This window comes from Paenibacillus sp. FSL R7-0198, assembly GCF_038000415.1.
Lineage (GTDB): Bacteria > Bacillota > Bacilli > Paenibacillales > Paenibacillaceae > Paenibacillus.
This window is the reverse complement of the sequence record NZ_JBBOCB010000001.1, coordinates 2,359,687-2,383,694: the sequence shown is the minus strand read 5'-3', so window position 1 is coordinate 2,383,694 and position 24,008 is coordinate 2,359,687. Positions and strand designations below refer to the sequence as shown.

Below are 24,008 nucleotides of genomic sequence, written 5' to 3'. Positions count from 1 at the left end.
ATGGATCTATTCACGGGGGTGCATCTCCGTCAACAAGCAATTCAATACTGGTTACTTCATTAAACTGAAAAAATGTTCCTTTCAAAGTATCGATAGCCAAAAGCTCTCCTCCAGACCCTAATCTTGCTTCATCCGGAATATCTACATCCAGCGTTAATTTTCCTTGAAAGCGTTACGATCATGTCTATTCAAGATTTGATTTCAATTGTTAATAAGGGTGAAAACGAGGGATTGAACAATCGGTTCAATAAAGTACACCATGATTTGTTCAATGAACTAAGTGATCATATTGAACGAATCTCGCTAAAGTACAATTATCATCCATCGCGAAAAGTAACGATTGAAGTATATCCTGATATGCCATCGTTTCACCAAGCGGTCGGAGAAGCAGATGCTCCGAATTGGTTCATGGGTACCTATGAAGGGAGTATTCTCAAAATTGTATCTCCATTAAATCCAGGACCGGAGCATACCTATCAATCGATTCTTAAAGGTACGGTTCACTTGTTCGCCATGTGGCTAATAAGTGAAATTAATCCGAAGGCTCCGAAATGGATAAGGCAAGGAATTGGTGGATATGAAGCCAAGCTGATGACTCAGGACTTTATTGAAGGTTCAACAGAAGAGTCTATTCACAATTTAGAGATCCCAACGTTCGAACAATTAGATAATGATACCTGGGAATTCGAAACGATGAAGGGTTTTCAGTTTTCGTTCCTATTTGTGGAGTTTGTTGTTCAACAATATGGAATAGACCAGTTAAACACATTGATCCGTAACCCCCAGGATTTTAATGGTATCTTTCAATGTTCCGAGAAGGAATTGCATCAGAAGATGGTAGAGTTTATAAGTAAATGACTTATACAAAAATGTATGTTGCCCGGGGGAAGAACCGGGCTCTTTTTAACTTGGTTATAGCTATGGTAAATGCACTATCAATAAATTGGGTTATTTTGTATAATGTATATAAAAAGAGGTTATCTATGAATCCTATGGATGAACGTAAAGAATACATATGGAGGTAATTAAGTTTGAAAACTCACTACTATTCATTGATTACCGTATGCAGAAAGAAGATGCTCAGCGATTCATTCGGAACGCTTCTGTCATTTTTTTATGCGGTGGATATCCTGTTCTGCAGAACGATTTTTTGGCGGAATATGAATTATCGGATGTTATTAAGAATAGCAATGCCATTATAATGGGTGCCAGCGGCGGTGCGTTAAATATGGCTGCAAAATGGTTAAGCTTGAATAACACTGATGAAGTTGAAACAAGTATTATTTATGATGGTATTGGCTTTGATCATTTTGCCTACGAATCTCATTCTCAACGCGATTACGCCACGTTTGTTCAAGGCTACCTGTTCCCCTTGTCTGAAGAGATTGATGTTTATGCGGCAGAACAGGAGAGCGCTGTACGTGTAAATGTATAGTGTACTGTTGAGCTATGAGAGACCCTAACAAAACCACCTTTTCGAAGGTGGTTTTGTTAGGGTCAAATACTAGTATCAAAATTTAACATAGCCTAGATTTTAAATATTGCACCCACATCTCATGCAGCTCAGTTTCCGATACTTGAAATGCGCCTTGAAAATCAGTGGCATCGCGTATGAATTTGTTGAGCGCATCTAAACTGTATGAATGGATGAGATATTCTACGAGCAAGTGCGAGAATCCATATCCCCCTATCTTCTCGAAATCCCAGGTATCATTTGTTAATGCTTGAAAGCTAGGGACAGCGTTATTTTTAATCGATTCGGAGGTGCTATACTCGATATATTCTTGTGACATTTGTTTGGCTTCATGCCCGCCGAGACCGTGTGTAAGCCATTTTGGTGCCAACGGATTAATATCCTTCACTAACCACATTGTAAACAAGCTTATAGTGTGCCGTAGTACCGATTGATACGTATGCTCAGGGCCTGGGTTGAGTGGGGATACAATCTTAATTTTATTGTCTTCATAGGTTCCCATAAACCAATTGGGCGCATCCGGCTCGTTTATTGCTTGATGAAAAGTGGGCAGATCCGGATAGATCTCAATAGCGATTTTCTGAGAAGGTCGATGACGATAGATTGTAATAATTCGATCTACATTGCTTTTCAACTCTTCAAATAAGTCATGGTATACCTTGTTCATACCATCATTTTTGGAGGGAGCCTCGCTTTTATCCACAATGGATATCAATTCTTTAATAGACATGATTGTAATGTCACCCCATTCTTTTAATTCTTTTTTTAGTTTGTTTAAGGCACGATAGAGTCTGTTCTTGACTGCGCTTTCAGACATCCCGATGATTTTGGATATTTCCAATAAAGTGCAATCGACGAAAAAACGCAATGATATGATTTGCTGATCTAATTCATTCAATCGGGCTAATGCAGCACTAATATCAAGACGGATATCGACATCTCTAGCAATATCGAGGGATATCGATTGGGACTGAAAATCGATTACTTCGTGCAACATTTCTTTAGTTCGTGATTTCGTGCGATACTCGTTTTTCACAATATTTTGAGCGATTTTGAAGAGCCAAGTAAATATACTGGAGTTATACTTAAACAAGTGAAAGTTTTCCATTGCTTTTAAAAAAGCTTGTTGCGTTAAGTCATCGGCAGTTGCCGAATTTGTTTTTACTGCAATATAATTTCGAATTCTATCTCGATATTGATTATAAATGGCTTCGAAATGCTGGATGTGCTCCTGATCCTCCGGAAGAACAGGGATTTTCTTTTTGTCTTGAGCTCGTGACACCAGTAATACCTCCTCCTGAACTTACAATTCATTAGACACCGAAGGGAGGTAAAAAGCCACATCGTTTTAAAATAATTTTACACGACGCCACTCCACTTTTTTTAAACCCCGAAAAAGCAAGCGTAAAGGCAATTCGGCTATGTGGTATTAAGTGAGGATTACCAATGGAGAAAGAGATGCAGGAGCTAAAAAAACGTATTGGCTTTCTGGGAAAGCAAGTTCAGCTCATCTTGATTGGAATCTTTTAATTTAATCCCCCCCAACCAATTGAACTAACGGGAAACGTTAGCTCAATAACAACAAGAAAGCAGCTGATCATTGTGATTAGCTGCTTTTACTCAACTAACGGGCAGTTTTGCTGAATAGATCTGCTGAGTATGTGGAGCATCTGGCCTCTCACGGTTGGTTGCGAACAAGAAAGATAAAAATCGTAAGGTAAAGGGGAGATCTTGCAGATACGATTGCGATTAAAAACTCCCCATGGCGCACATGCGTCATGGGGAGTTTTTAATCATTTTCATACGTTCAGGAGGGGCCGTGGTGAAATAGCGATGTCCTAATCACTTCGTTGGACAGACAGAGTGGAAAGACAGAGTTTTGTGTAAAAATGGCCACCGTCCGGGAACGGCCATTCTTCGTATACATTTCCGAACCGACTTACTTGACTGGCCCCATCCAGGTTGAAATCGTCTTCTGCTGGTGCGGCAACGGCGGTTTCAACTTCCCGTTATCGATCAAATGCTTCAAAATATAAGCGACAAGCCGGCCTCCGCCGGTGTTGCCTCTCACCATGTAAGCAAGCTGCGGCTCCAAATGCTTCGGCTGATTTTGCAGGAACAGGTTGAGCATTTTATCGTAGAGCTTGCCGACAGCAGGCGCATACAGAGCGGACAAATCCGGCATTGCCTTGTTCAACCGATCCAACGTTTGCGGAGAGTCGATCCAAACCGCATTGAACTTGTACCCCTCCTCCGTCTTGCGGATGTACCCCTTCTCCAGCAGGAACGAATATTGCTCGGCGTTCTCTTCGTTGTCGGGCAGCTCCCCTTGTTGGAACGCATGACAAATCTCGACATTCCGGTATTCCAGGAAACGCCAATCCATCTGGCGGTCGCTCCAGTACGTATTAAATTGCCACAAGTATAAGGGAGTGTCTTCGACGTAGCGGAGCGACGGACCGAAGGTGACGTAACTACTCAAATCAAAACCCGGATCGGAACTGTGGCTCTGGTTTAACGCCGCATAGGCAATATACTGACCTCCGTCCTTTCGCATTGGTGCGACCGCATCGAAGTTTTCGCCCGCCGGCATGCTCCGCCATGATTGCTCCTCGACGTTCTTGGGCAGCAAGGTCCAGAGCAGGAAGTTATAGTCGCCGTCCGGAACGTACACTCCGCTATCCTCGACTTGCTGGCGAACTTCCATTAACGCGTCGAAATGAACATCGGCCACTTCGGCGGCGCAATCTTGCCAAAATTGATGACCGGCTACAGCCAACTCGAAGAGGTCCCAGACGATGGTATTGCTTTGATATTTGCCGGGAGAGGTTTGGGTGAGAAAATTGTAATCGGCCAGGTGCCGGACTTCGCCTTCCAGTAAAGACGGCGGCATTCCTAGCTCCTCCGCGATTTGATGTACGGTACGCGCCTTGTGATAAGCCGCGTAAACGATATTTTGCGCCAAGGCGCGTCCAAGAAAATCGTTGGTTTCGCCTAGACTGCCGGCCGAACCGGAATGGCCCATTTCCCCCATGCTGACCGGATTGACACTTAAAGTTCCTGTTGCACGCATACGTTTCATCCCTTTCCGTAACTTCTTTTTAGCCTCGCTCAAATGCCACTTCACCGTGTTGACAGGAATGTTCAGAGCAATCGCGATATCGCCGATTTTAAGCTCGTCGTAGTAATGCATGACCACGATCCGGCGATGGATGTCGGATAGAAACGCGACTTCTCGGCGCAGTTCGCGGTAAGCTTCGGTTACCAGCAGCCGGTCAAGCGGCTCCCGGGAAGGGGCGGCAGACAGTTCGGACATGCCGTTGATTTCAATCGCTTGGGGAGCGTGCGCACGCTTTTTCAACCAATTCACCCAAGTGTATCGGGCAACCGTCCAGACGTAAGCGTCAAGGCTTCTAATGTCCCGCACCCCAGAGAAGGATTTCAACAACTGCAGCATAATCTCCTGAGCCAGATCCTCCGCCTCGGCCCGCTGCTTGACCCGGTTTAACGCAAAACCGAAAATCGGTTTGACATAGCTCCGAATCGCTTCCGCCGCTTCTTTTCCGTTTTTACCAATTGAGTCCATTTTTTGCCTCCATAGTTGCATCTGTAATTCCTGACAATTATATAGTGTGCCAGGCGAAATAAAGGTTGGGATTATTTCAAAAAAAAATTGGACGTCCTACCGGATCGCTCATATATGTATAATTATTACAAACATCATGAGTAGATTATTTAAATGGTTAAAAAGACGTTATGAATTTTTTGTTAAGTATATTGGAAAAGAATTAAACAAGTTGAAGATTACTTTAGATGTAAAGGCCTCACTTTTAGTATATAAAGATACTTCTTTTCGGTTCAACTATGGGAGGATACAAACTAGGAGCACGAGCCAAAGTTCTTCTTCGGGGACTTGGGGTAATCCTTCGTTCCGTAGTTAACCAGGAGTGGTTTCGATTAATTATTCAAATGCATAATTGAGGTTCATTAAACTAACGGATGACAATAGGGATCGTTGCAAAACTGCTAACGGTCCTTATTGGTATACCTTTAGGGATGGTATGTGCTCCAGAAAATACGGATAAAAAAAGCCCTAAAGGGCTACTTCCATAATGTCATAATAAACTTTTCCTAGTTCTCACTGGTAAAAGAAATTATTTCCTTTAACTTTCCCTTGTAGGAGTATGGGTAGCAAATTTCCATTTACCTTCCTCATAGGTTAATGTTATTTTTGCAGAGAGCGCCCCCTCATTGGCACGATACTTACTGACCTCTATGGCAATGTTATTATCTGATTGCTTCTCCTGCTTTTCAATTTTCAGTAAAATTCCTTTTAGCGTGTTTTCAGACTGTTCAGACAGTCCTTCTTCAATCAATTCTTCATAGGTTAGGCTATAAATTTTTACGTTATATTTGCTGTGAAGGTAATCCTCAATGCTTTTCTTATCAGAATCCTTTAATGGAATTCCTTTATCGAAATCTAATGAGATATACTCCATGTTTTCATTAAGAGCCGTATCTGTTGAAATTAACTCCTCCAACGCCATACGATATGGTTCACCTAGTTCATTCTGTTGACTAGAGCCAGTAACACCACCTGCGCAAGCTGATAGTAAAAATAACGCTACAACACTGAGAATAAAATACATTGTCTTTACTTTTATGACAATCCCCTCCGTGGTACTTGTTACCTAAATTAACGTAATGATAACCATAAATGTTGTATTTTAGCTCAAAAATCAGTCCAATTTGGGCTGCCTAATTAAGCTAGCAAGTAGGTTAACGGCAAGGATCATCTGTTGGTTGAACTGTAATATTAGGAGAATTTATGGTTTTAATAGGGGATAATGATTACTTATTATTCCAGATATATGCTACTCTCTTGTTATTCCATAGTTTTCTTAACGGAAAAAAAGGAAATTTAAATATTGGGGGTGATTGCTTGCTTCTATCCGAACGATTGCCAATTGCAGCAAGTCTGTACCCTGAGGAACCTTCGTTAATGCGACATGGCCAAACGATGAGTTATGGGGAGCTTTACGGTCTGGTTGAAAGACTTAGTCATGCTCTGTATGTTGAAGGACTCCGGGCCGGTGATCGTTTTGCCCTTTTAGGTGATCCAGATCCCCAGCTCGTTGTTGCGTTTTATGCAGCAGTTGGGATCGGTGCTATACCGCTCGTACCGTCTCCTATGCTAACAGTGCCTGAACTCGCTGCCATATTTCAGGATGCAGAACCACATATGATTATTCATGATGACCAACATGCTAAAGCAGCTATTGCCACGGTAAAGCTTCTTGGGTATTGTCCAAAACTGTTCACGACAGACGAAGAAGGGACGAATAGCAGTTCGCTCGCTGCTCTTTTACAGCAGGAACCCGCGTTCTCTCCAAAAGACCATTTCAAACGAAGTGTAGACGATACGGCAGTTCTGATTTATACGGGTGGGACAACTGGTCGGCCAAAAGGGGTCATGCATTCGCATCGCGGAATGGCTGCTTGGAATCAACTTACGCCTTCTGCAGGCTTCGGTCATGATCTCAAGCGTCGTGTGTTAGTGCTCAATTTATCCCATCTAGTGGGTCAGTTCCAGCTGTGGGCGACCATGGCTGCCGGGGGCTGTCTTGTATTCCTAGACGAATACCCGGCAGATGTACACCGCATTATGGAAGCTGTTGAACGTGATCAGATTACACAACTCAGCACAGTAGGCCAACTGCTTCGTGATCTTACCCGCGAGGTATCCGTAGGAGGTAGAAACTTGAAGAGCCTATCGCTTATTGGCTGTGGAGGGTCCATTATTTCCCCGGATACACTTCAAGATGTCGTATCGCAATTCCCTGAAGTTATCATTGTGAACAACTACTCACAAGCGGAATGTGGAATGTCCATAAGCCGCCTTTTTCCTGCTCAACATATGGGCGATCCTCATCGCCTTCGATCTGTAGGTCGTCCCGCCGACCTGGCTGCCCAGGGTGAACAGGCCTTCGAAGTTCGGATATTAGATACGGACGGAAGTGAGACAGTTAGGGGCGAGGCTGGAGAAATCGTTGTTCGAGGTGAACAAACCATGCTGGGGTATTGGCGCCAGTCGGAGGCTTCTGCCGAGACCATGCACGATGGCTGGATTCGAACTGGGGATGTCGGTTGTCTGGATGTCGAAGGTTATCTTTATGTGTTTGATCGCTTGAAGGATATGGTTATTGTGGGCGGTTCCAATGTGTTTTGTGCCGAAGTGGAGCATGTTATTGTAAGCCATGAGGCGGTAAGCGAGGCGGCCGTAATCGGACAGCCTCTTCCCGACGAAGGAGAGGAGCTCGTCGCTTTCATAGTGTTACGGGACGGTGAAAGTTTGGATCTGACACAGGTGCGGGCGTTCTGTGAGCCACACCTTGCTCCGTACAAATGGCCGACTAAACTGTTCATTGTGGATACTTTGCCGAGAACAGCCGTGGATAAAATAGACAAAAAGCAGTTGCGCAAGCATCTGTCCTCAATTTCATCCGAAGGACTATGCTAACGGAAAATGGTGTTTAATAGCTGTTGGTAGAATATTTATTGTTAGATCAACAAGAACAGCCCTTCAACTTCCTTTTGGAAGTGAAGGGCTGTTTGTTTTCATTACTGTTATGCTGGTGTATACAAAAAATACTTTGCAGTATTATCTCAAAATCGTACTGGCCTGATTGCCCGCATAATCCTCAATGACCAGCTTCAAAGAGCTGCTGCTGGAGGCTGGTGTGAAGGTCAGTTCACTCAGCTTCGTTCTACCCCGAATGATATACGGGAATTTCTGCGAAACGTAAGTGACTCCGAACTCGCGTGGTACCCCATTTTCATATACATAGATCTTGTACCAGTCCTCCAGATCCGGCAGGGCAAGTGTGTATTTTCCATCTTTTACCGTGACCTTTTCCTTGGCGTATGGTGTAATCTGAAGATCTGCGAGCTGTCCGGTATGGGTAACCGGGTTCTGCCCGCCAATGGCGATGTTCAGCACATAATGCTCACCATTGGTCGGAAGTCCGGTCAGAACGGCAGATTGTTTTCCTTTTTTGACCTGAAGCGACTTGGTGAAGGGTTCTTTTGTGTATTCGGTTTCTAGTGTGAGCTGAATTGACTCGTTGCCTTTACCTTTGTCTTTATTTTTATCCTTGTCCTTATCCGTATTCTTATCTTTGTCTTTGCCTGATTCTTTTGCCTTTTTCGGGTTTTTCCAGCTTACAATAGCATCGCCATTCTTTTTGAATTTCACATCAATATTCTGAACGGCTGCATTCAGATCGTAAGGCAGGACGGTTGCTTTACTTTCGGTACCATCTGCACCAACCGCACGAATGGACAGTTCACCAGACGGCTGTTTCAGCGATTTGATATAAAAAGTAGAATCATACACGCCGCCAACGTAGGCACCATTTTCATATAAATTGTATTGTTTGACCTCTGAATAGTCCTTCATATCCCATGCAACAACCAGTTCATCGGTGTTGGTCAGTGCTTTGGCAATATGGAATCCGGTCGGTGCATCCGGTACAGCCGCTGAACCGTCGTAAATGCGGATCTCACCAATATTCATCTGATAATTTTCGATTGACTCGCCATTAGGGTCAAAGGATAATCCCATAGCGGCAATGGTTTTGCCTTGATAGGCACTCAAATCCAATGTAGCTGTCTTCCAGTCTTCCGTATGCTGACCTGAATTAGGCACTTCCACATTGACCACGTTGGATGGATCATCTTCGAAGATCAGCCCAACATGCAGGGAAGAAGCGTCACTAGTTGACGGTTTGTTATACGTCAGATCCAGTTTGGATTGTCCGTTGACGGACAGGTCGGTTTTGTATAGGCGCAGGAAGTTGTCAGCGTTCAATGTACCGTTCACCACGAGAGAGCTGCCGCCATTGAATGCGCCGATGGAGTCATAGTTGTACCTTGCGCCTTTCTCATAAGAGGGACCATAGTCAAAATCAACACTGAGCTTGTCGCCTTCACTATCCATCCACCATTGCCAAGTGACAGGGATATCCTGAATGTTGATATTTGACCATTCTTTATCGTTCGAGACAGCACCGTCTTCATAATATTTCAGACCGTGGCCCGTATTGAAACTTGTTGCAAAATTAGAGCCATTGATGACGGATCTCTCGGTAAGATACGCAGCGATTCCATCCCAATTTGCACCGGAAGCATACACATCGGACAGATCGGCAGACGCATTACGACGTGCATCCGTAGGGTCCTGATTTGGACCAGACCACCACGCACGATCACGTACAAAGGTCATCCATTGGTACTCATCCTCAGCTCGATGATTGGTACTGCCATCGCCCATTTCTTCATCCAGGGCGTTGTGGGTGAAATCGGCACCCAATGTCGCGATACTATTCATGGGCTGACCGTTCTCATCCAGGTTATGGCGCAGGTCGTAGGACTGCTTCCAGCGGCCGAATTTGTCATGTCCACCTTCGACACCAGCAAATACGGTTTCCAGTGGATCCAGTCCCAAGCTAAGGGCATGATCACGGGAATCGCGGAGCATCTTGTGGTTCCATACATAGTTCAGGAAGATGGAATCCGAGACTCTGCCGAGAACGGAATCTTGTACAAAGGGGCTGTTAAGCCCATTGAATTGGTTCTGGTATTGAATTTTGCCTGTTGTATTGATGGTGGAATCATACCACTGAACGTACAGGCCTTTATCTCTTAGATATTTCATGAATTTCTTGTAGGAAGCGATATCCTCAGGGGCTACACCCCGGGCAACCTCTTCCTGATTGAAGAAATATCCATCGTAGTTGTAGTATTCCGCCATCTCGGCCAGTTTCTCGGCCACAGGGAAATTGCCGTTTTCATCCTGGATCAGCATTTGTTTATAGGTTTGTGGCCCACGGTCATTGTCCGAGAAAAAGATATTAGCAATGGATTTGACGCCATTCTTGTGGGCTGCATTGGTGTAGGCCGGATTCGGAATGTTCAAAATACCAAACTCGAAGTATTTCTCCGTCCATTCTTTACTTGGGTCATACAGCTCCTCAGGTACTCCCGCAGAGGCCATGCCGTGCCAATAGCTGTAGTAGTCTGTATATTGCCAATAATTAAACAGATACTGGCTGAATTCATTGGTATAAGGTGTGCTATCGAAGAATGCATTGCCGTAATCGCCACTCATCGTGAATAGCTGGGTGTCCGGACTAAGCTCAGGATAAGCCTGTGTGGCAGCGAACGCTTCATTACGGGGCTGCAAGGGAACATGGGCACGAAGTAAATCGCCATGGATATCACTTTCCGGTGTCCAGTTCAGAATCTGGGCCGAGGTGTATCCATGTTGATAGGGCTGATTCACCCCTTTGGCGCTTTCGCCTGTGTAAGGGAGCGTGTCTCCTGCATAAACGGATGATGCAACAACTTGTCCAAGCAGAGCCGTAGTCAGGACCATGGCGGTTACCTTGGGAATGAGGCCTTTTGGTTTGAGTTTGCGTGTCATGCTGTTCCTCCTTCAAGTGGAATGAATGTAAGGTATTCTTTTACACAAAGCTAAACTTATGGTTAACGATAGTGGATGAAAGCGTTTTTAAATAGGGTGAAATTAAAGAATCGCTAGTACAAACTAAAGAAAAGTTCCAGGTGACAAGTTAATGTCAGAAGCCTGATGGTATAATTCAAGTCAGGAAAACAGCATCGGAGGGAACATGCGAATTGAAAATTGTTAGCGTTTACAATAATTTCTTTAAAAATAATATGTTTATGAAAATGCTCCTGATTTTCTCGATGATATCCATTGTCACGATCATTACATTGTCTTATATCATCTTCCTGTCAGTGTCCGACTCCACGATTCGCCGGGAACTGGCGATCCAGAAAGCGGCGATGGAACATGTGGATCGATACATTCATCAGCAGTATGAATCGGTACAGAATATGGTGAGGGATATGCATCAGAATGAGGCACTGTCCGCCAACATTACTTATCTGATGAATCATTCGTACGCTGAATATGTTCAGCACATGACCAATGGATATTATGCTAATCAGGATGACTATTCGGCCGATGTGTTGAAACATTTTCAGAACATTATGGATCGTAATTCGCAGATTAACCAACTCATGTTGTATAGCGCTGAGCAGCAGGATCTGTCTACCTTTAATCAACATAAGCAGTTCCGCAAGCTGGACACCAATGTGGCTCATTCCTATATTCCGGACGTGATGGCGATGGAAACGCCCAATATCAGTGCACCCAATTACTGGATTCGCAAAGAGATTAATCAATGGGACCCTGCGCTCTACTCCATCCGCGTACCAATTAACAATACACAGACTCTTCGGAATCAGGGCCAATTTCTTGTCTTCTTTGACTCGGAGGGAATCGGTAACGCGCTGGATAACTACGAGAGTAACCTCAAGGGAGAAATCGTGGTGTTATCGGCGAAAGGGACAGTGTTATTTGACTCCAACAATCATTATTACGGGAAGAAGTATCCCTACGTGAATGTGGCCGATTCCCTGTTTGATCAGACGGATATGGATTCGATGAAAAAGGAGCAGAACATGTATGTGAACAAGTTTGTCTCCGCGGATCAGGGTTATGTGGTCATTGGCACCGTTCCGGTAGAAGAGATGGCTGAAACCTATGCGGGCATTCGCAATACCATCATCTCGATCAGTATTGTGTGTATTTTATTTGCTGTGCTGGTTCCGGCGTTTTTCATTATTAACTTTGCCAAACGAACTCGTCGAATTATCCGCTTTACGCAGAAAGTGAAATACGGCAACTTGACGGCTCGCATCGACGATCCGCGAGATGATGAACTGGGGCAGATCTCCCATAGCTTCAACGACATGCTGGATGAGCTGAATCTGTATATTGAACGAGTCTACAAAGCCGAGATCAAACAGAAGGAGACCGAGCTGGTCGCATTACAGGCGCGCATCAACCCTCATTTTCTCTATAATACGCTTGAAGTGATTCGGATGAGGGCGATATCCCAGGGGGCGAGAGATGTTGGCGAGATGATCTATAGTTTATCCGTATTGTTCAAGAGCCTGGTACAGCAGAAGAAAAATTATACGCTGAAGGATGAGATGGAAGCTTGTCGCTTGTATCTGGAGTTATTCCGAATCCGCTACAAGGATATTTTCATATATACGATCCAGATCGATGCTGCTTATTATCAACACCCTGTGGTGAAACTTTCGCTGCAACCCATCATTGAGAATTATGTCGTACATGGCATTCAGACAGAACGTTCGGATAACCGATTATCAATTGTTGTGGAAGAAACAGATGATGTGGTGCAAGTGGAAGTCAGAGATAATGGCAAAGGCATTGATCCAGCACGCCTGACGGAAATCCTTGAAGAACTGGAACGTCCTGAAGAGTCTGGTCAGATGTTCGGGCTGCGCAGTGTCCATAGTCGATTGCGCTTCCTGTATGGGCCAGAGTTCGGTATCACCATAGAGAGCACCCTCGGAGAAGGAACACGGATCAGGGTGCGTTATCCACATACAGAAGGGACAGGTGTTTAACATGTACAAGGTGTTTATTGTGGACGATGAGCCATTCATCATTGAAGGTTTATACGATATTGTGGATTGGTCTTCATTTGATATGGAAATTGTGAGCCATGCAGGTAATGGGCAAGCAGCGTTACAGGCGCTCTCTTCTCAGCCTGTGGACATTCTGATCACAGATATATCCATGCCACTCATGAATGGTCTCGATCTGATTCGGGAAGCAAGGCGAGTGCAGCCTGAGATTAAGGTCATTATCCTGAGTGGTTTCAATGAGTTCGAATATCTGAAGGAAGGTATGCAGCTGGGGATCGAAAATTATCTGCTCAAACCGATTAATGTGGAGGAACTGGAATCCACGCTGAGCAACACCGCGTCCAAGCTGGATCATACGGTATCACCTCAAGCCGATGATGCGTATGGCATCCAGATTCTGAAAGATAACATTCTTCATCGATGGCTTACGGGACAGATTGCAGCTACCGAATTTGAAGAACGTGCCCAGTTTATGAACCTTTCGTTGGATGCACCGGACGTTGCTGTGGCCATTCTACGTGACAAAGGGCAAGTACCCGGCATGTTTGAACGTGTAGAAGAGATGCTTAGAGACAAACGCCATCTGAACGTATTTCATGATATCGATGGAGACATCGTCATTATTGCCAATATTCAGGGTACGAGTGACGAGGAACAGAAGTTGATGGATGGCCTGCAGGCATTATCTGATGAGATAACCGTAACCCATCCGGCGGTGCGCATTGGAGCAGGCAGAATGATGAAAGGGCTGTACCATGCGCCGACCAGTTATGCCGAGGCCAAAAAAGCACTCCAGTATGTGATGATCTATCCCGACCTTAAAGTCATCGACCATGGCATACTGGAAAGGTGCGGAAGTTCAACTGCGACCTTTTTCATTGATTGGAGGGAATACGCCAAACTCATTCTGTCCCGCAATACAGAACAACTTGCCGACCGGATTCGTATGGATTTTGAACAGCATCGCGATGGGCTTACGCCTGGGGAGTTACAGAATACCGCATTGGAAGTTGTGATTCGCTTCAAAATGGAACTGGAGAGCATCAAACACTCGGATGAGTCTGCCATATACCAACAAGGGCTTCAACTTGTACTGGACAGTGGCACTTTTGATGAACTCGTGCGGGCGCTTCAGCAGGTTGGGTCCCAGACAATCCAATCCTTATTGCAGGATCTGAAGAATCCGATTGTAAACCAAGTGCTTCAGCATATCGACAAACACTACGCAGAAGAGCTTTCCCTGAAGCTGCTGGGTGCCCACTATCATCTGCATCCGGTGTATTTGGGACAATTGTTTCATAAGGAGACCGGGGAGACGTTTGCCGAATATATCAACAAATACCGGATTGAACGTGCGAAGGAGCAACTACGCAATTCCAATCTGAAGGTACATGAGATCGCACGAAATGTGGGGTATTGGGAGACAGGGTATTTTTATAAACAGTTCCGCAAATATGTAGGAATTTCACCGACTGATTTCAAGGTGTTTGGTTAATTCGGTGACGGGTAGATCCAACTATGCGGACAGAGAGCCAAGAGACATATCGGGAACAGGAATGGCATGGATGAAAATCATGGCATACGTTACCCGGCATGTCTCTTTCATGTAAGCGATTTAATTAAACAGGTACAAAATAGTTGTCCAAGGACGATTTCTCTTTAATTTGTACCTCGAAAACTTAAGTTTATCTTCTTTTTGTAAATGCTTTCATTCGATAAGGTTAAAGCAGTTAGTAAGTAGAGCCTAAGGGAACACGAAAAGGGAGGATCAAAGAAATGAGTAAACAAAGAAAACGCTTCTCACTCGTTCTTGCATTGTTAATGGCCGTTACACTTGTTCTTAGTGCCTGTGGAGGAAGCAAAGATGCTTCAGAATCCGGGGGAGCTGGAGATGACGCGGTAGAGTTGATCTGGTATACCATCGGTACCCCTCAGAAAGACGTCAACAAAGTGATGGAAGAAGTGAGCAAGTATACCAAAGAGAAAATTAATGCCACGGTAACGATGAAGATGGTTGACTGGGGTGACTACCCGCAGAAGATGCAGGTTAACGTAGCATCCGGTGAGCCGATGGACATTCTGTTCACTTCTTCTGGTGGATTCGATTATGTACAAAATGCCAGAAAAGGTGCATTCCTTGAACTGGATGACCTGCTTGCTGAATACGGTCAGGATCTTACCAAGACCATTGATCCTGCATTCCTCAGCGGTTCCAAGGTAGATGGACACAATTACGGAATTCCAGCCAACAAAGAGTTGCCACAACAAGAGGTATGGCGCTTTAACCAAATGCTGGTTGATAAATACAAGTTGGACATCTCTGGCGTTCGTACGTTAGACAGTCTGGAGCCTCTGCTCAAAACAATTAAGGAAAACGAGGCGAGTGTAACACCATTTGCCATGGATAAAAACTATGTTCCTTACGTGCCATATGACTATGTCATTCAGAATCTGCCAATGGCAATCAAGCTGGATACAACAGACTATAAGCTCGTGAACATACTGGAAACACCTGAAATGAAAGAAGCACTAACCACGATGCACAAGTACTACAAAGCCGGTTATGTATCGGCAGAAGCGGCAACAACAGGTTCCACGAACGACCTGACAACATCGGGCAACTGGTTCCTGGATCGTGCACAGACTCAACCGCTCGCGGACAATCAATGGTCTGCAAGTTACGGTTATCAAGTTGTTTCAACACCTGCAAGTGAAGCAATTATAACGAATACATCTGTACAAGGCTCCATTATGGCGATCTCTGCCAACTCGGAATATCCGGAGAAAGCGATGGAGTTCCTGAACCTGCTGAATACAGATCCTGTGCTGCGTAATATGGTAGATTCCGGTATCGAGGGCACACACTACAAAAAAGTGGATGACACACATATGGAAAATCTGCCTGAATCGAAAAACTACGATATGCCTTCATACTCCCTTGGGAACAACATGCTGCTCTATCTGAACAGCAATGACCCGGATAACAAATGGGATGAGTTCAAGAAGTTTAACGCTGAAGGTGTCAATTCCCCGATCCTCAGCTTTAACTTTGATGCAAGCAATGTATCTGCCGAACTGACAGCGGTACAGAACGTGAAAGAGCAATATTGGGCAGCACTGATGACAGGTACACTGGACCCGGCAGCCAATCTGGATCAAGTGATTGAGAAGTTCAATCAAGCCGGACTGGAGAAAGTAATGGCTGAAGCCCAAAGCCAACTGGATGCCTGGAGAGCGGAAAACAAGTAACGATACATCGTAAGGATCGGGCGGCTGCTTATCGCGTCCGGTCCTTTTTCATTCAAGCCTGAAGGAGGATCTCCACAATGACTACATTTTTGAAAAACCTGATTAGAAACCGAGTCATGCTGCTCATGGTACTGCCAGGCGCCATCTGGTTCTTCTTCTTCTCCTACTTGCCACTCGTGGGCACCGTGGCTGCTTTCAAAGAATATCGATTCAGCCGTGAAGGGTTCTGGGCAAGTCTGATGAAGAGTGAATGGGTTGGCTGGGACAATTTCAAATTCCTGTTCAGCACAAGTGACGCATGGCTCATTACACGCAACACGCTCTTTTATAACATCGCCATTATCTTCTTGGGACTGGTATTTTCTGTGGCATTGGCAATCCTGCTCTCGGAACTAGTGAATAAACGACTCGCCAAACTGTATCAAACCGGTATGTTTCTGCCGTATTTTCTATCTTGGGTTATTGTTGGTTACTTCGCATTCAGCTTCTTGAGCATGGACCGCGGGATGCTGAATCAGATTATCGGCTGGTTTGGGATGGAACCAATTCAGTGGTACTCCGAGGCGAAATATTGGCCGTATATTCTGGTATTCGTAGCGTTATGGAAAACCATCGGTTATAGCAGCGTTGTCTATCTGGCTTCCATACTGGGGATTGATAAATCACTGTATGAAGCAGCCATGATTGATGGAGCAAGCAAATGGCAGCAGATTCGCAATATTACGATTCCGTTGTTGTCGCCCATCATCACGATTATGACCTTGCTGGCCGTAGGCCGCATTTTCTATGCCGACTTTGGACTGTTCTATCAGGTGCCAAGGGATTCGGGTACGCTTTATTCCGTGACAAATGTTATTGATACGTATGTATATCGTGGTTTGAAAACTAGTGGTGAGATTGGGATGAGTACAGCTGCCGGATTGTATCAATCCGTGGTGGGTTTTGTGCTTGTTATTATCTCCAACTATGTGGTCCGCAAAATCGATAAAGACAGCAGCCTATTCTAGGACAAGGAAAGGAGTGAACCAATATGGCTCAAGCAAGGCTCGTTAAAAAACGCGACTTCCACCACGTATCCAGCGGCTGGAACGTGATCATGAACATCATCGCCGGTCTATTCGCTCTGATCTGTGTATTTCCTTTTGTATTTGTAGTCATTATCTCGTTTACGGACGAGAAAGCACTGGCCCGTGATGGGTATCGTCTGATTCCGGCAGAATGGAGTCTCGCGGCATATCAGTTTGTCTGGCAGAGTGGGGACACGCTGCTGCGGGCGTATGGAGTGACCATTCTGGTGACGGTACTCGGTACCATCATCAGTCTGATTCTCATGTCGCTGTATGCGTATGCGATTTCACGCAAGAGCTTCAGATACCGGAGATTTTTCTCCATCTTTGCGATTCTGACCATGTTATTCAACGGCGGGATGATTCCAACTTATATGGTCGTATCCCAGCTGCTTGGGTTGAAAGATACGTTATGGGCACTGATTCTGCCGCTGGCGATGAATGCCTTCTATATTATGATCCTGCGTACATTCTACTCCACTAGTGTGCCGGATGCAGTCATTGAATCGGCCAAAATTGATGGCGCCGGTGAGTTCTATACCTTTATGAAAATCGTGATTCCACTCTCCTTGCCGGGACTTGCAACCATCGGGTTGTTCAGTACACTCGGTTACTGGAATGATTGGTTCAATGCGCTATTATACATCGATAATCCGAATCTGGTACCGCTGCAATCCATGTTAATGCGGATTGAGTCGAGTATCCAGTTTATCCAGCAGAACTCTGCTAACAGTTCGATGAGTCTGGCAGCCATGCAGTCCATTCCGCAGGATACGTCCCGAATGGCGATGGTTGTGCTTGCTACGTTGCCGATTATATTCGCTTATCCGTTCTTCCAGCGTTATTTCGTACAGGGTCTGACGGTGGGCGCGGTCAAAGAATAACCGGATCACGTTATAGGATTGGAGAGATGCAGATTGATGACTTACAAGGACCAAAGCAAATCCGTAGAGGAACGGGTACAACACCTGCTTAGCCTGATGACAACGGAAGAAAAGGTAGGCCAACTTACGCAGCCATTTGGCTGGCAGACCTATACGAATGATCAAGGGAACATTACGTTAAATGAATCCTTTAAGCAGCAAGTGGAAAATGGGGGCATCGGCTCCCTTTACGGTGCGCTTCGGGCAGATCCGTGGACTGGCGTTACGCTGGAAAATGGACTATCCGCCAGAGAAGGCGCTGAGGCGGTTAATCTGATTCAACGTTATGCGGTAGAGCATTCCAGACTGGGGATTCCCATCCTGATTGGGGAAGAGTGCTCGCATGGTCATATGGCCATTGACGGAACGGTCTATCCTGTCCCCCTTTTACTGGGGAGCACCTGGAATGTGGATCTGTATCGGGAGATGTGCCAGGCAGTAGCAAGGGAGACACGTGCTCAAGGTGGTGCGGTCACCTATTCTCCGGTACTGGATGTTGTGCGTGATCCGCGCTGGGGACGTACCGAGGAATGTTTCGGTGAAGATCCGTTTCTCATTGGAGAACTGGCAGTTGCTTCCGTGGAAGGGCTTCAGGGTGAAAGTCTGGACCGTGGAGATACAGTGGCGGCAACGCTGAAACATTTTGTTGGTTACGGCAGCTCCGAAGGTGGACGTAATGCAGGGCCTGTACATATGGGCTGGCGTGAACTGCTGGAAGTGGATCTGTATCCATTCCGCAAAGCGGTGGAAGCTGGCGCGGCGTCGATCATGCCGGCGTATAACGAAATTGATGGCACGCCTTGCACCGTGAATACGGAACTGCTGGAAGATGTTTTGCGTAAGGATTGGGGCTTTGACGGTCTGGTCATTACGGATTGTGGTGCGATCAACATGCTGGCAAGTGGGCATGATGTCGCAGCAGATGGAATGGAAGCTTCCATACAGGCGATTGAAGCAGGCATCGATATGGAGATGTCCGGTGAGATGTTTGGGCAATATCTGGTGCAGGCGTTAACAGAAGGCAAGCTTGATATGCAGGTTCTGGATCAGGCTACCTCTCGCGTGCTGGCGTTGAAGTTCAGACTGGGCTTATTCGAACAGCCTTATGTGGATGCCGATCGGGCAGCAGAAGTAATTGGAAGTGAAGCGCATATTCAACTGGCACGCCAGTTGGCTGCGGAAGGGGTTGTACTTCTCAAAAATGAGGCTGACACGTTACCTCTCTCGTTAGCAAATGTGGGCCGGATTGCCGTGATCGGCCCAAATGCGGATCAGGCCTACAATCAACTGGGCGATTACACATCTCCGCAACCGAAGTCGAAAGTGGCGACGGTACTGGATGGGATTCGCATTAAGCTGACTAATCATGTGGATGGGCAAACGGAGAAGAAGAGTTCTGTTGGTGCTTTGACTGGTGACAGCAGTACAGATCAGGTTCTTTATGCACCAGGCTGCCGGATCAAAGGTGATTCGAAAGAAGGATTCGAGCGTGCGATCGAAGTTGCCAGTCAAGCGGATACGGTCATTATGGTGGTTGGCGGTTCCAGTGCACGTGACTTTGGAGAAGGAACGATTGATCTTAAGACGGGTGCTTCCAATGTATCGGATAACTCCTGGAATGATATGGAGTGCGGCGAAGGGATCGACAGGATGACGTTGGGTCTTGCCGGAGTACAGTTGGAACTCATTCAGGAGATTCACAAGCTCGGCAAGAAACTTGTCGTTGTTTACATTAACGGTCGTCCCATCACTGAACCTTGGGTGGATGAACATGCACATGCAATTCTGGAGGCGTGGTATCCGGGTCAAGAGGGAGGGCATGCCATTGCAGATATTTTATTCGGTGATGTGAATCCGTCAGGCAAATTGACGATCTCCATTCCGAAGCATGTCGGCCAATTACCGATCTATTATAACGGCAAACGTTCCCGAGGCAAGCGTTACCTCGAAGAGGATCTGGAGCCACGTTATGCATTTGGATACGGACTTAGCTATACCACATTTGAGTACAGTGAACCGCAGCTGAGTGCTGAGTCCATGACAGCTGATGATTCAGTTACGGTATCGGTGAATGTGACCAACACCGGCCGTTATGCAGGTGCAGAAGTTGTACAGATGTACATTGCTGACGTGGTCAGCTCACTGACTCGTCCCGCCAAGGAACTGAAGGGGTTTGCAAAAGTGAACCTGGAGCCTGGAGAGACACAGACCGTGGAATTCCAAATCGGAGCCGAGCAGTTACAGTATATTGGTCGTGACTTGAAGCCTGTTGTTGAACCGGGAAAATTCCATATTCATATCGGCAGCAGCGTAAACGATACGCAAATGGCCGAACTGACCGTAAGGGAGGCGTAAGATTTTGGAACGTATCAGACGATTTATTCGCGAGTTGTCCGAACATCAGTGGCTGGAGCAATTACAGCTGCGCAGCTGGGATATTACCCGCGCTTATTATAATGTGCCAGGACAGTATGAGGATCAGGGTGAGTACCCGGAAGGTCAAGATTTTGAGCGTTTTCCGAGCAAACAGGGAACGACTTATTTTTTTAGAACACGTCTGGAGATCCCTGCTACATGGCAGCAAGCACCTTATGGGCTTGTATTTGAAACAGGCGGAGAAGGCTTGCTTCGGGTAAATGGGCACTCTTATCAGGGCCTTGACCGCAATCATACCTACGTCACGCTTGATCCATCCAAAGTCGGAAACGCTCCGGAACTTGAGATTGAGATGTTTGACCCGGTACCTGAACCTGTAGACCCGTTGAATCAACAGGCGGTTATTCAGCCGCCGATCACATCAATTACGAGCCTGCTGGTGAGACCCAATGAAGCGGTTCGCAGTCTGATGTATACCGTCATTATCGTGCGTGATTCGGCTGTGTTGCTACCGGAAAGTGACTTTCGGCGGGTTCGCCTGTTAGAACTGGTGTATCGTGCGATGGATCAATTTGTAGGCATGTCAGCAGAAGAGATTGAGCAGGGAGGGGGTATTCGTCAGATTGAGAATAATCTGAAGCATCATGTGCGTGAGATTGGCGGCAACGCAGAAGGTCTGGAGCATATGGTGGGACAATCCCATATTGATATTGCCTGGCTGTGGCCTGTACGTGAGACGGTTCGCAAAACGAGCCGTACCTTCTCCACCGTGGATGCACTTATGAATGAATATCCCGACTATGTCTATTCCCAGAGTCAGCCCTTATTATATGCATTTCTGAAAGAGCATGATCCTGAGTTGTATGCACGAGTGAAGCAGCGGATTGTAGAAGGCCGCTGGGAACTGGTTGGCGGTATGTGGGTTGAGCCGGATCTGAACATCCCGAGTGGGGAGTCCCTGATACGCCAGATGTTGTATGGTCAGCGTTTCTATATGGAGGAGTTTGGCAAGACATCACAGATTGAATGGCTGCCGGATACGTTTGGGTACTGTGCCTCCCTGCCGCAGATTTTGAAGCATGGCAATGTGGAGTATTTCATGACAACAAAGCTCGGATGGAATGACACAAATGTGTTTCCATACGATCTCTTCCATTGGGTGGGTATTGACGGCACACCGATCCTGTCCTACCTCAATCATGGGGTTAACGAACACACCCTGCCGAAGGACATTCATGATCACTGGCAGTCCTACCGTGAGAAAGCAGCGCATCCGGAGCACATGCTTCTATACGGACACGGAGATGGCGGCGGTGGCGTAACACGCGAGATGCTGGAGTATGTGGATCGCGCAGACCTGATGGTTGGACAGCCTGCGAGCCGATATAGCACAGCTGGAGCTTTCTTTGCCGGAATTGAAAAGGAGCAACCTGTACTTCCGAAGTGGCATGGCGATCTGTATCTTGAGTTACATCGGGGAACCTACACGACCCATGCGCGCAATAAGCGCAACAACCGGAAAGCGGAGGTTCTGTATCGAGAAGCTGAGCTGTGGAATACACTCGCTCTGCCAGATATGGAGGCAGATGCAGAAGCTGAAGTGCGTTCAGCACTGCATGAAGGCTGGAAATTAATTTTGCTGAATCAATTCCACGATATTATACCGGGCTCGGCAATTACGGAGTCCTACGTCACTTCGAATGAGGAATATGTACAGGTATTTGAATTGGGCAGAACCGGACTGGATCAAGGCATTTCAGCATTAACAACGGGTATCAACACAGAGGGGCCAGAAGGTTCAGTAGCCTATGTTGTATTCAACAGTCTGGGCTGGAAACGAAGTGCAGTCGTTCAATTGGCTGTGCAGGATGGCTTGGATCGCTATGGCATCGATGAAAAAGGTCAGCGCCTGCGGATGGATCGGGAAGATGGCAGTATGTCTATTCTCGTGACAGACATTCCGGCGTTTGGATATAAAACGATTTGGCTGGTACCGGAAAATACAAGGGAAACGAATGTACGGGAAATGAAGAACCTTGCCGCACAACCAACCTTTAAAGATACATGGGATACTGCCTTATATCATGTGCAGTTCAATGAACGTGGGGAGATCATCCGCCTGTGGGATAAAACCGCAGAGCGTGAGATGTTGAAGTCGGGTGAACGGGGCAATCAACTTCACTTCTTCCATGATCGTCCAACGCTCTGGGATGCATGGGATATCGACAGTCGTTATGAAGAGCAGATTGCTGGCGAAGTGGAGCTGTTGGAGAAAAAGCTGGTGCTGGCGGGTACAACGAAAGATGTCTTGCGTTTCCGCTGGAAGCTGCATCAATCGGTGATTACACAAGATATCGTCTTTTATCATGACTCACGGCGAATTGACTTCCAGACACAGGTGAACTGGAATGAAGATCACAAACTTCTGAAAGTTGGTTTCCCAATTGATGTGGTGACCTCCAAGGCCACATTTGAGATTCCATTTGGCGCACTGGAACGTCCAACACATCGCAACACAAGCTGGGAGCAAGCCCAGTATGAAGTCTGTGGACATCGCTTCGCGGATGTATCCGAATATGGATACGGCGTGAGCCTGCTCAATGATTGCAAATACGGGTACGACGTGCAAGGTAGCACCATTCGTTTGTCCTTACTTCGTGCACCAAAATGGCCGGATCGCACGGCTGATCTGGGAGAGCATGAATTCACGTATTCCCTTTATCCACATGACGGAGACTGGCGAACTGCACACACCGTACGTCAGGCAGCTGAGCTGAATCATGAGGTGACGGTACAGCAGGTGAAACAAGTCAAACAAAAGGGTCAGATACAACAAGAGCAGCAGATAGAGCAGTTACAGCAGAGGGAAGAAATACAGCAAAGCACAGGGAGTGAGGTAGCTCCAACCGCAGATGCAACTGCTAATGCCGCCCCTGTACGCCCAGCAACCGGAGCATGGATTGATTTTAATAGTAATCACGTCATTCTCGATACGGTCAAAATGGCAGAGGATGGGCACGGAACAGTCCTTCGTTTCTATGAATCGTCAGGCAAACGCGAAAACATCACATTGCAATGGCCGCATGCCTTTGAGCAAGCGTACCACTCCAACGCGCTCGAAGAACCCGTCCAACTACTGGCCCATACCAATGGCCAGATCACATTATCTTTTAAACCTTACCAAATACAAACCGTGCTACTGCGGTAAACCTTTTTGAAATATTTTTGAGCTACACATGTCCAGCTCGTTATTCACACGTTAACGGAGAGGACAGAAATAACCATAAGAAGCGAAGCGTTCGCCTTTATCCCTAGATTTTACCCTTTAGAAAAGGGAAACAAAAAAAATCTGGGGATAACAGCGATCGGAAG

General features: G+C 46.2%; 14 protein-coding genes. 10 read left to right on the top strand and 4 right to left on the bottom strand.

Annotated features, from left to right (window positions below):
* Window positions 1-231 precede the first annotated feature (231 nt).
* Complete coding sequence (locus MKY87_RS10210; protein ID WP_340964298.1) at window positions 232-858, top strand: hypothetical protein; 627 nt, start codon at window positions 232-234, stop codon at window positions 856-858.
* A gap of 157 nt (window positions 859-1,015) precedes the next feature.
* Entirely contained in the window at window positions 1,016-1,435 is a 420-nt protein-coding gene (locus tag MKY87_RS10205; protein WP_340964295.1) for a hypothetical protein, read from the top strand.
* A gap of 82 nt (window positions 1,436-1,517) precedes the next feature.
* On the opposite strand, the gene MKY87_RS10200 is transcribed toward MKY87_RS10205, so the two are convergent.
* The 3 genes from MKY87_RS10200 to MKY87_RS10190 all read right to left on the bottom strand — a co-directional run bounded on the left by MKY87_RS10200 (window position 1,518) and on the right by MKY87_RS10190 (window position 6,123).
* On the bottom strand, window positions 1,518-2,756 hold the full coding sequence (locus MKY87_RS10200) for an RNA polymerase sigma factor (RefSeq protein WP_340964293.1): 1,239 nt from the start codon (window positions 2,754-2,756) through the stop codon (window positions 1,518-1,520).
* 657 nt (window positions 2,757-3,413) lie between these two features.
* Entirely contained in the window at window positions 3,414-5,060 is a 1,647-nt protein-coding gene (locus tag MKY87_RS10195) for an RNA polymerase sigma factor (RefSeq protein WP_176873021.1), read from the bottom strand.
* Between the two features lie 577 nt (window positions 5,061-5,637).
* A complete protein-coding gene (locus tag MKY87_RS10190; RefSeq protein ID WP_340964290.1) occupies window positions 5,638-6,123 on the bottom strand; it encodes a hypothetical protein in 486 nt (161 codons plus the stop codon).
* 293 nt (window positions 6,124-6,416) lie between these two features.
* Between MKY87_RS10190 and MKY87_RS10185 the strand changes: the two genes are divergently transcribed.
* Window positions 6,417-7,994, top strand: coding sequence for a class I adenylate-forming enzyme family protein (locus MKY87_RS10185; RefSeq protein ID WP_340964287.1), 1,578 nt, complete (start codon window positions 6,417-6,419; stop codon window positions 7,992-7,994).
* A gap of 141 nt (window positions 7,995-8,135) precedes the next feature.
* On the opposite strand, the gene MKY87_RS10180 is transcribed toward MKY87_RS10185, so the two are convergent.
* A complete protein-coding gene (locus tag MKY87_RS10180) occupies window positions 8,136-10,958 on the bottom strand; it encodes an endo-beta-N-acetylglucosaminidase (RefSeq protein ID WP_340964284.1) in 2,823 nt (940 codons plus the stop codon).
* Window positions 10,959-11,170: 212 nt separating this feature from the next.
* Here MKY87_RS10180 and MKY87_RS10175 point away from each other — a divergent pair, with 212 nt between their 5' ends.
* The 7 genes from MKY87_RS10175 to MKY87_RS10145 all read left to right on the top strand — a co-directional run bounded on the left by MKY87_RS10175 (window position 11,171) and on the right by MKY87_RS10145 (window position 23,844).
* Window positions 11,171-13,000 carry a sensor histidine kinase gene (locus tag MKY87_RS10175; RefSeq protein WP_445669415.1) on the top strand — a complete coding sequence of 610 codons (1,830 nt, stop codon included), beginning with the start codon at window positions 11,171-11,173 and terminating at the stop codon, window positions 12,998-13,000.
* Window position 13,001: 1 nt separating this feature from the next.
* On the top strand, window positions 13,002-14,516 hold the full coding sequence (locus MKY87_RS10170) for a response regulator transcription factor (RefSeq protein ID WP_340964280.1): 1,515 nt from the start codon (window positions 13,002-13,004) through the stop codon (window positions 14,514-14,516).
* A gap of 281 nt (window positions 14,517-14,797) precedes the next feature.
* Window positions 14,798-16,270 (top strand): ABC transporter substrate-binding protein, encoded by a 1,473-nt coding sequence (locus tag MKY87_RS10165; RefSeq protein ID WP_036673370.1) that lies wholly within the window; start codon window positions 14,798-14,800, stop codon window positions 16,268-16,270.
* 77 nt (window positions 16,271-16,347) lie between these two features.
* On the top strand, window positions 16,348-17,277 hold the full coding sequence (locus tag MKY87_RS10160; protein ID WP_249912842.1) for an ABC transporter permease: 930 nt from the start codon (window positions 16,348-16,350) through the stop codon (window positions 17,275-17,277).
* A 23-nt stretch (window positions 17,278-17,300) separates the two neighbouring features.
* Window positions 17,301-18,221 carry a carbohydrate ABC transporter permease gene (locus MKY87_RS10155; RefSeq protein WP_091037844.1) on the top strand — a complete coding sequence of 307 codons (921 nt, stop codon included), beginning with the start codon at window positions 17,301-17,303 and terminating at the stop codon, window positions 18,219-18,221.
* A gap of 36 nt (window positions 18,222-18,257) precedes the next feature.
* Window positions 18,258-20,615 (top strand): glycoside hydrolase family 3 N-terminal domain-containing protein, encoded by a 2,358-nt coding sequence (locus MKY87_RS10150; RefSeq protein ID WP_340967418.1) that lies wholly within the window; start codon window positions 18,258-18,260, stop codon window positions 20,613-20,615.
* A gap of 4 nt (window positions 20,616-20,619) precedes the next feature.
* Entirely contained in the window at window positions 20,620-23,844 is a 3,225-nt protein-coding gene (locus tag MKY87_RS10145; protein ID WP_340964277.1) for an alpha-mannosidase, read from the top strand.
* The last annotated feature ends 164 nt before the right edge of the window (window positions 23,845-24,008 follow it).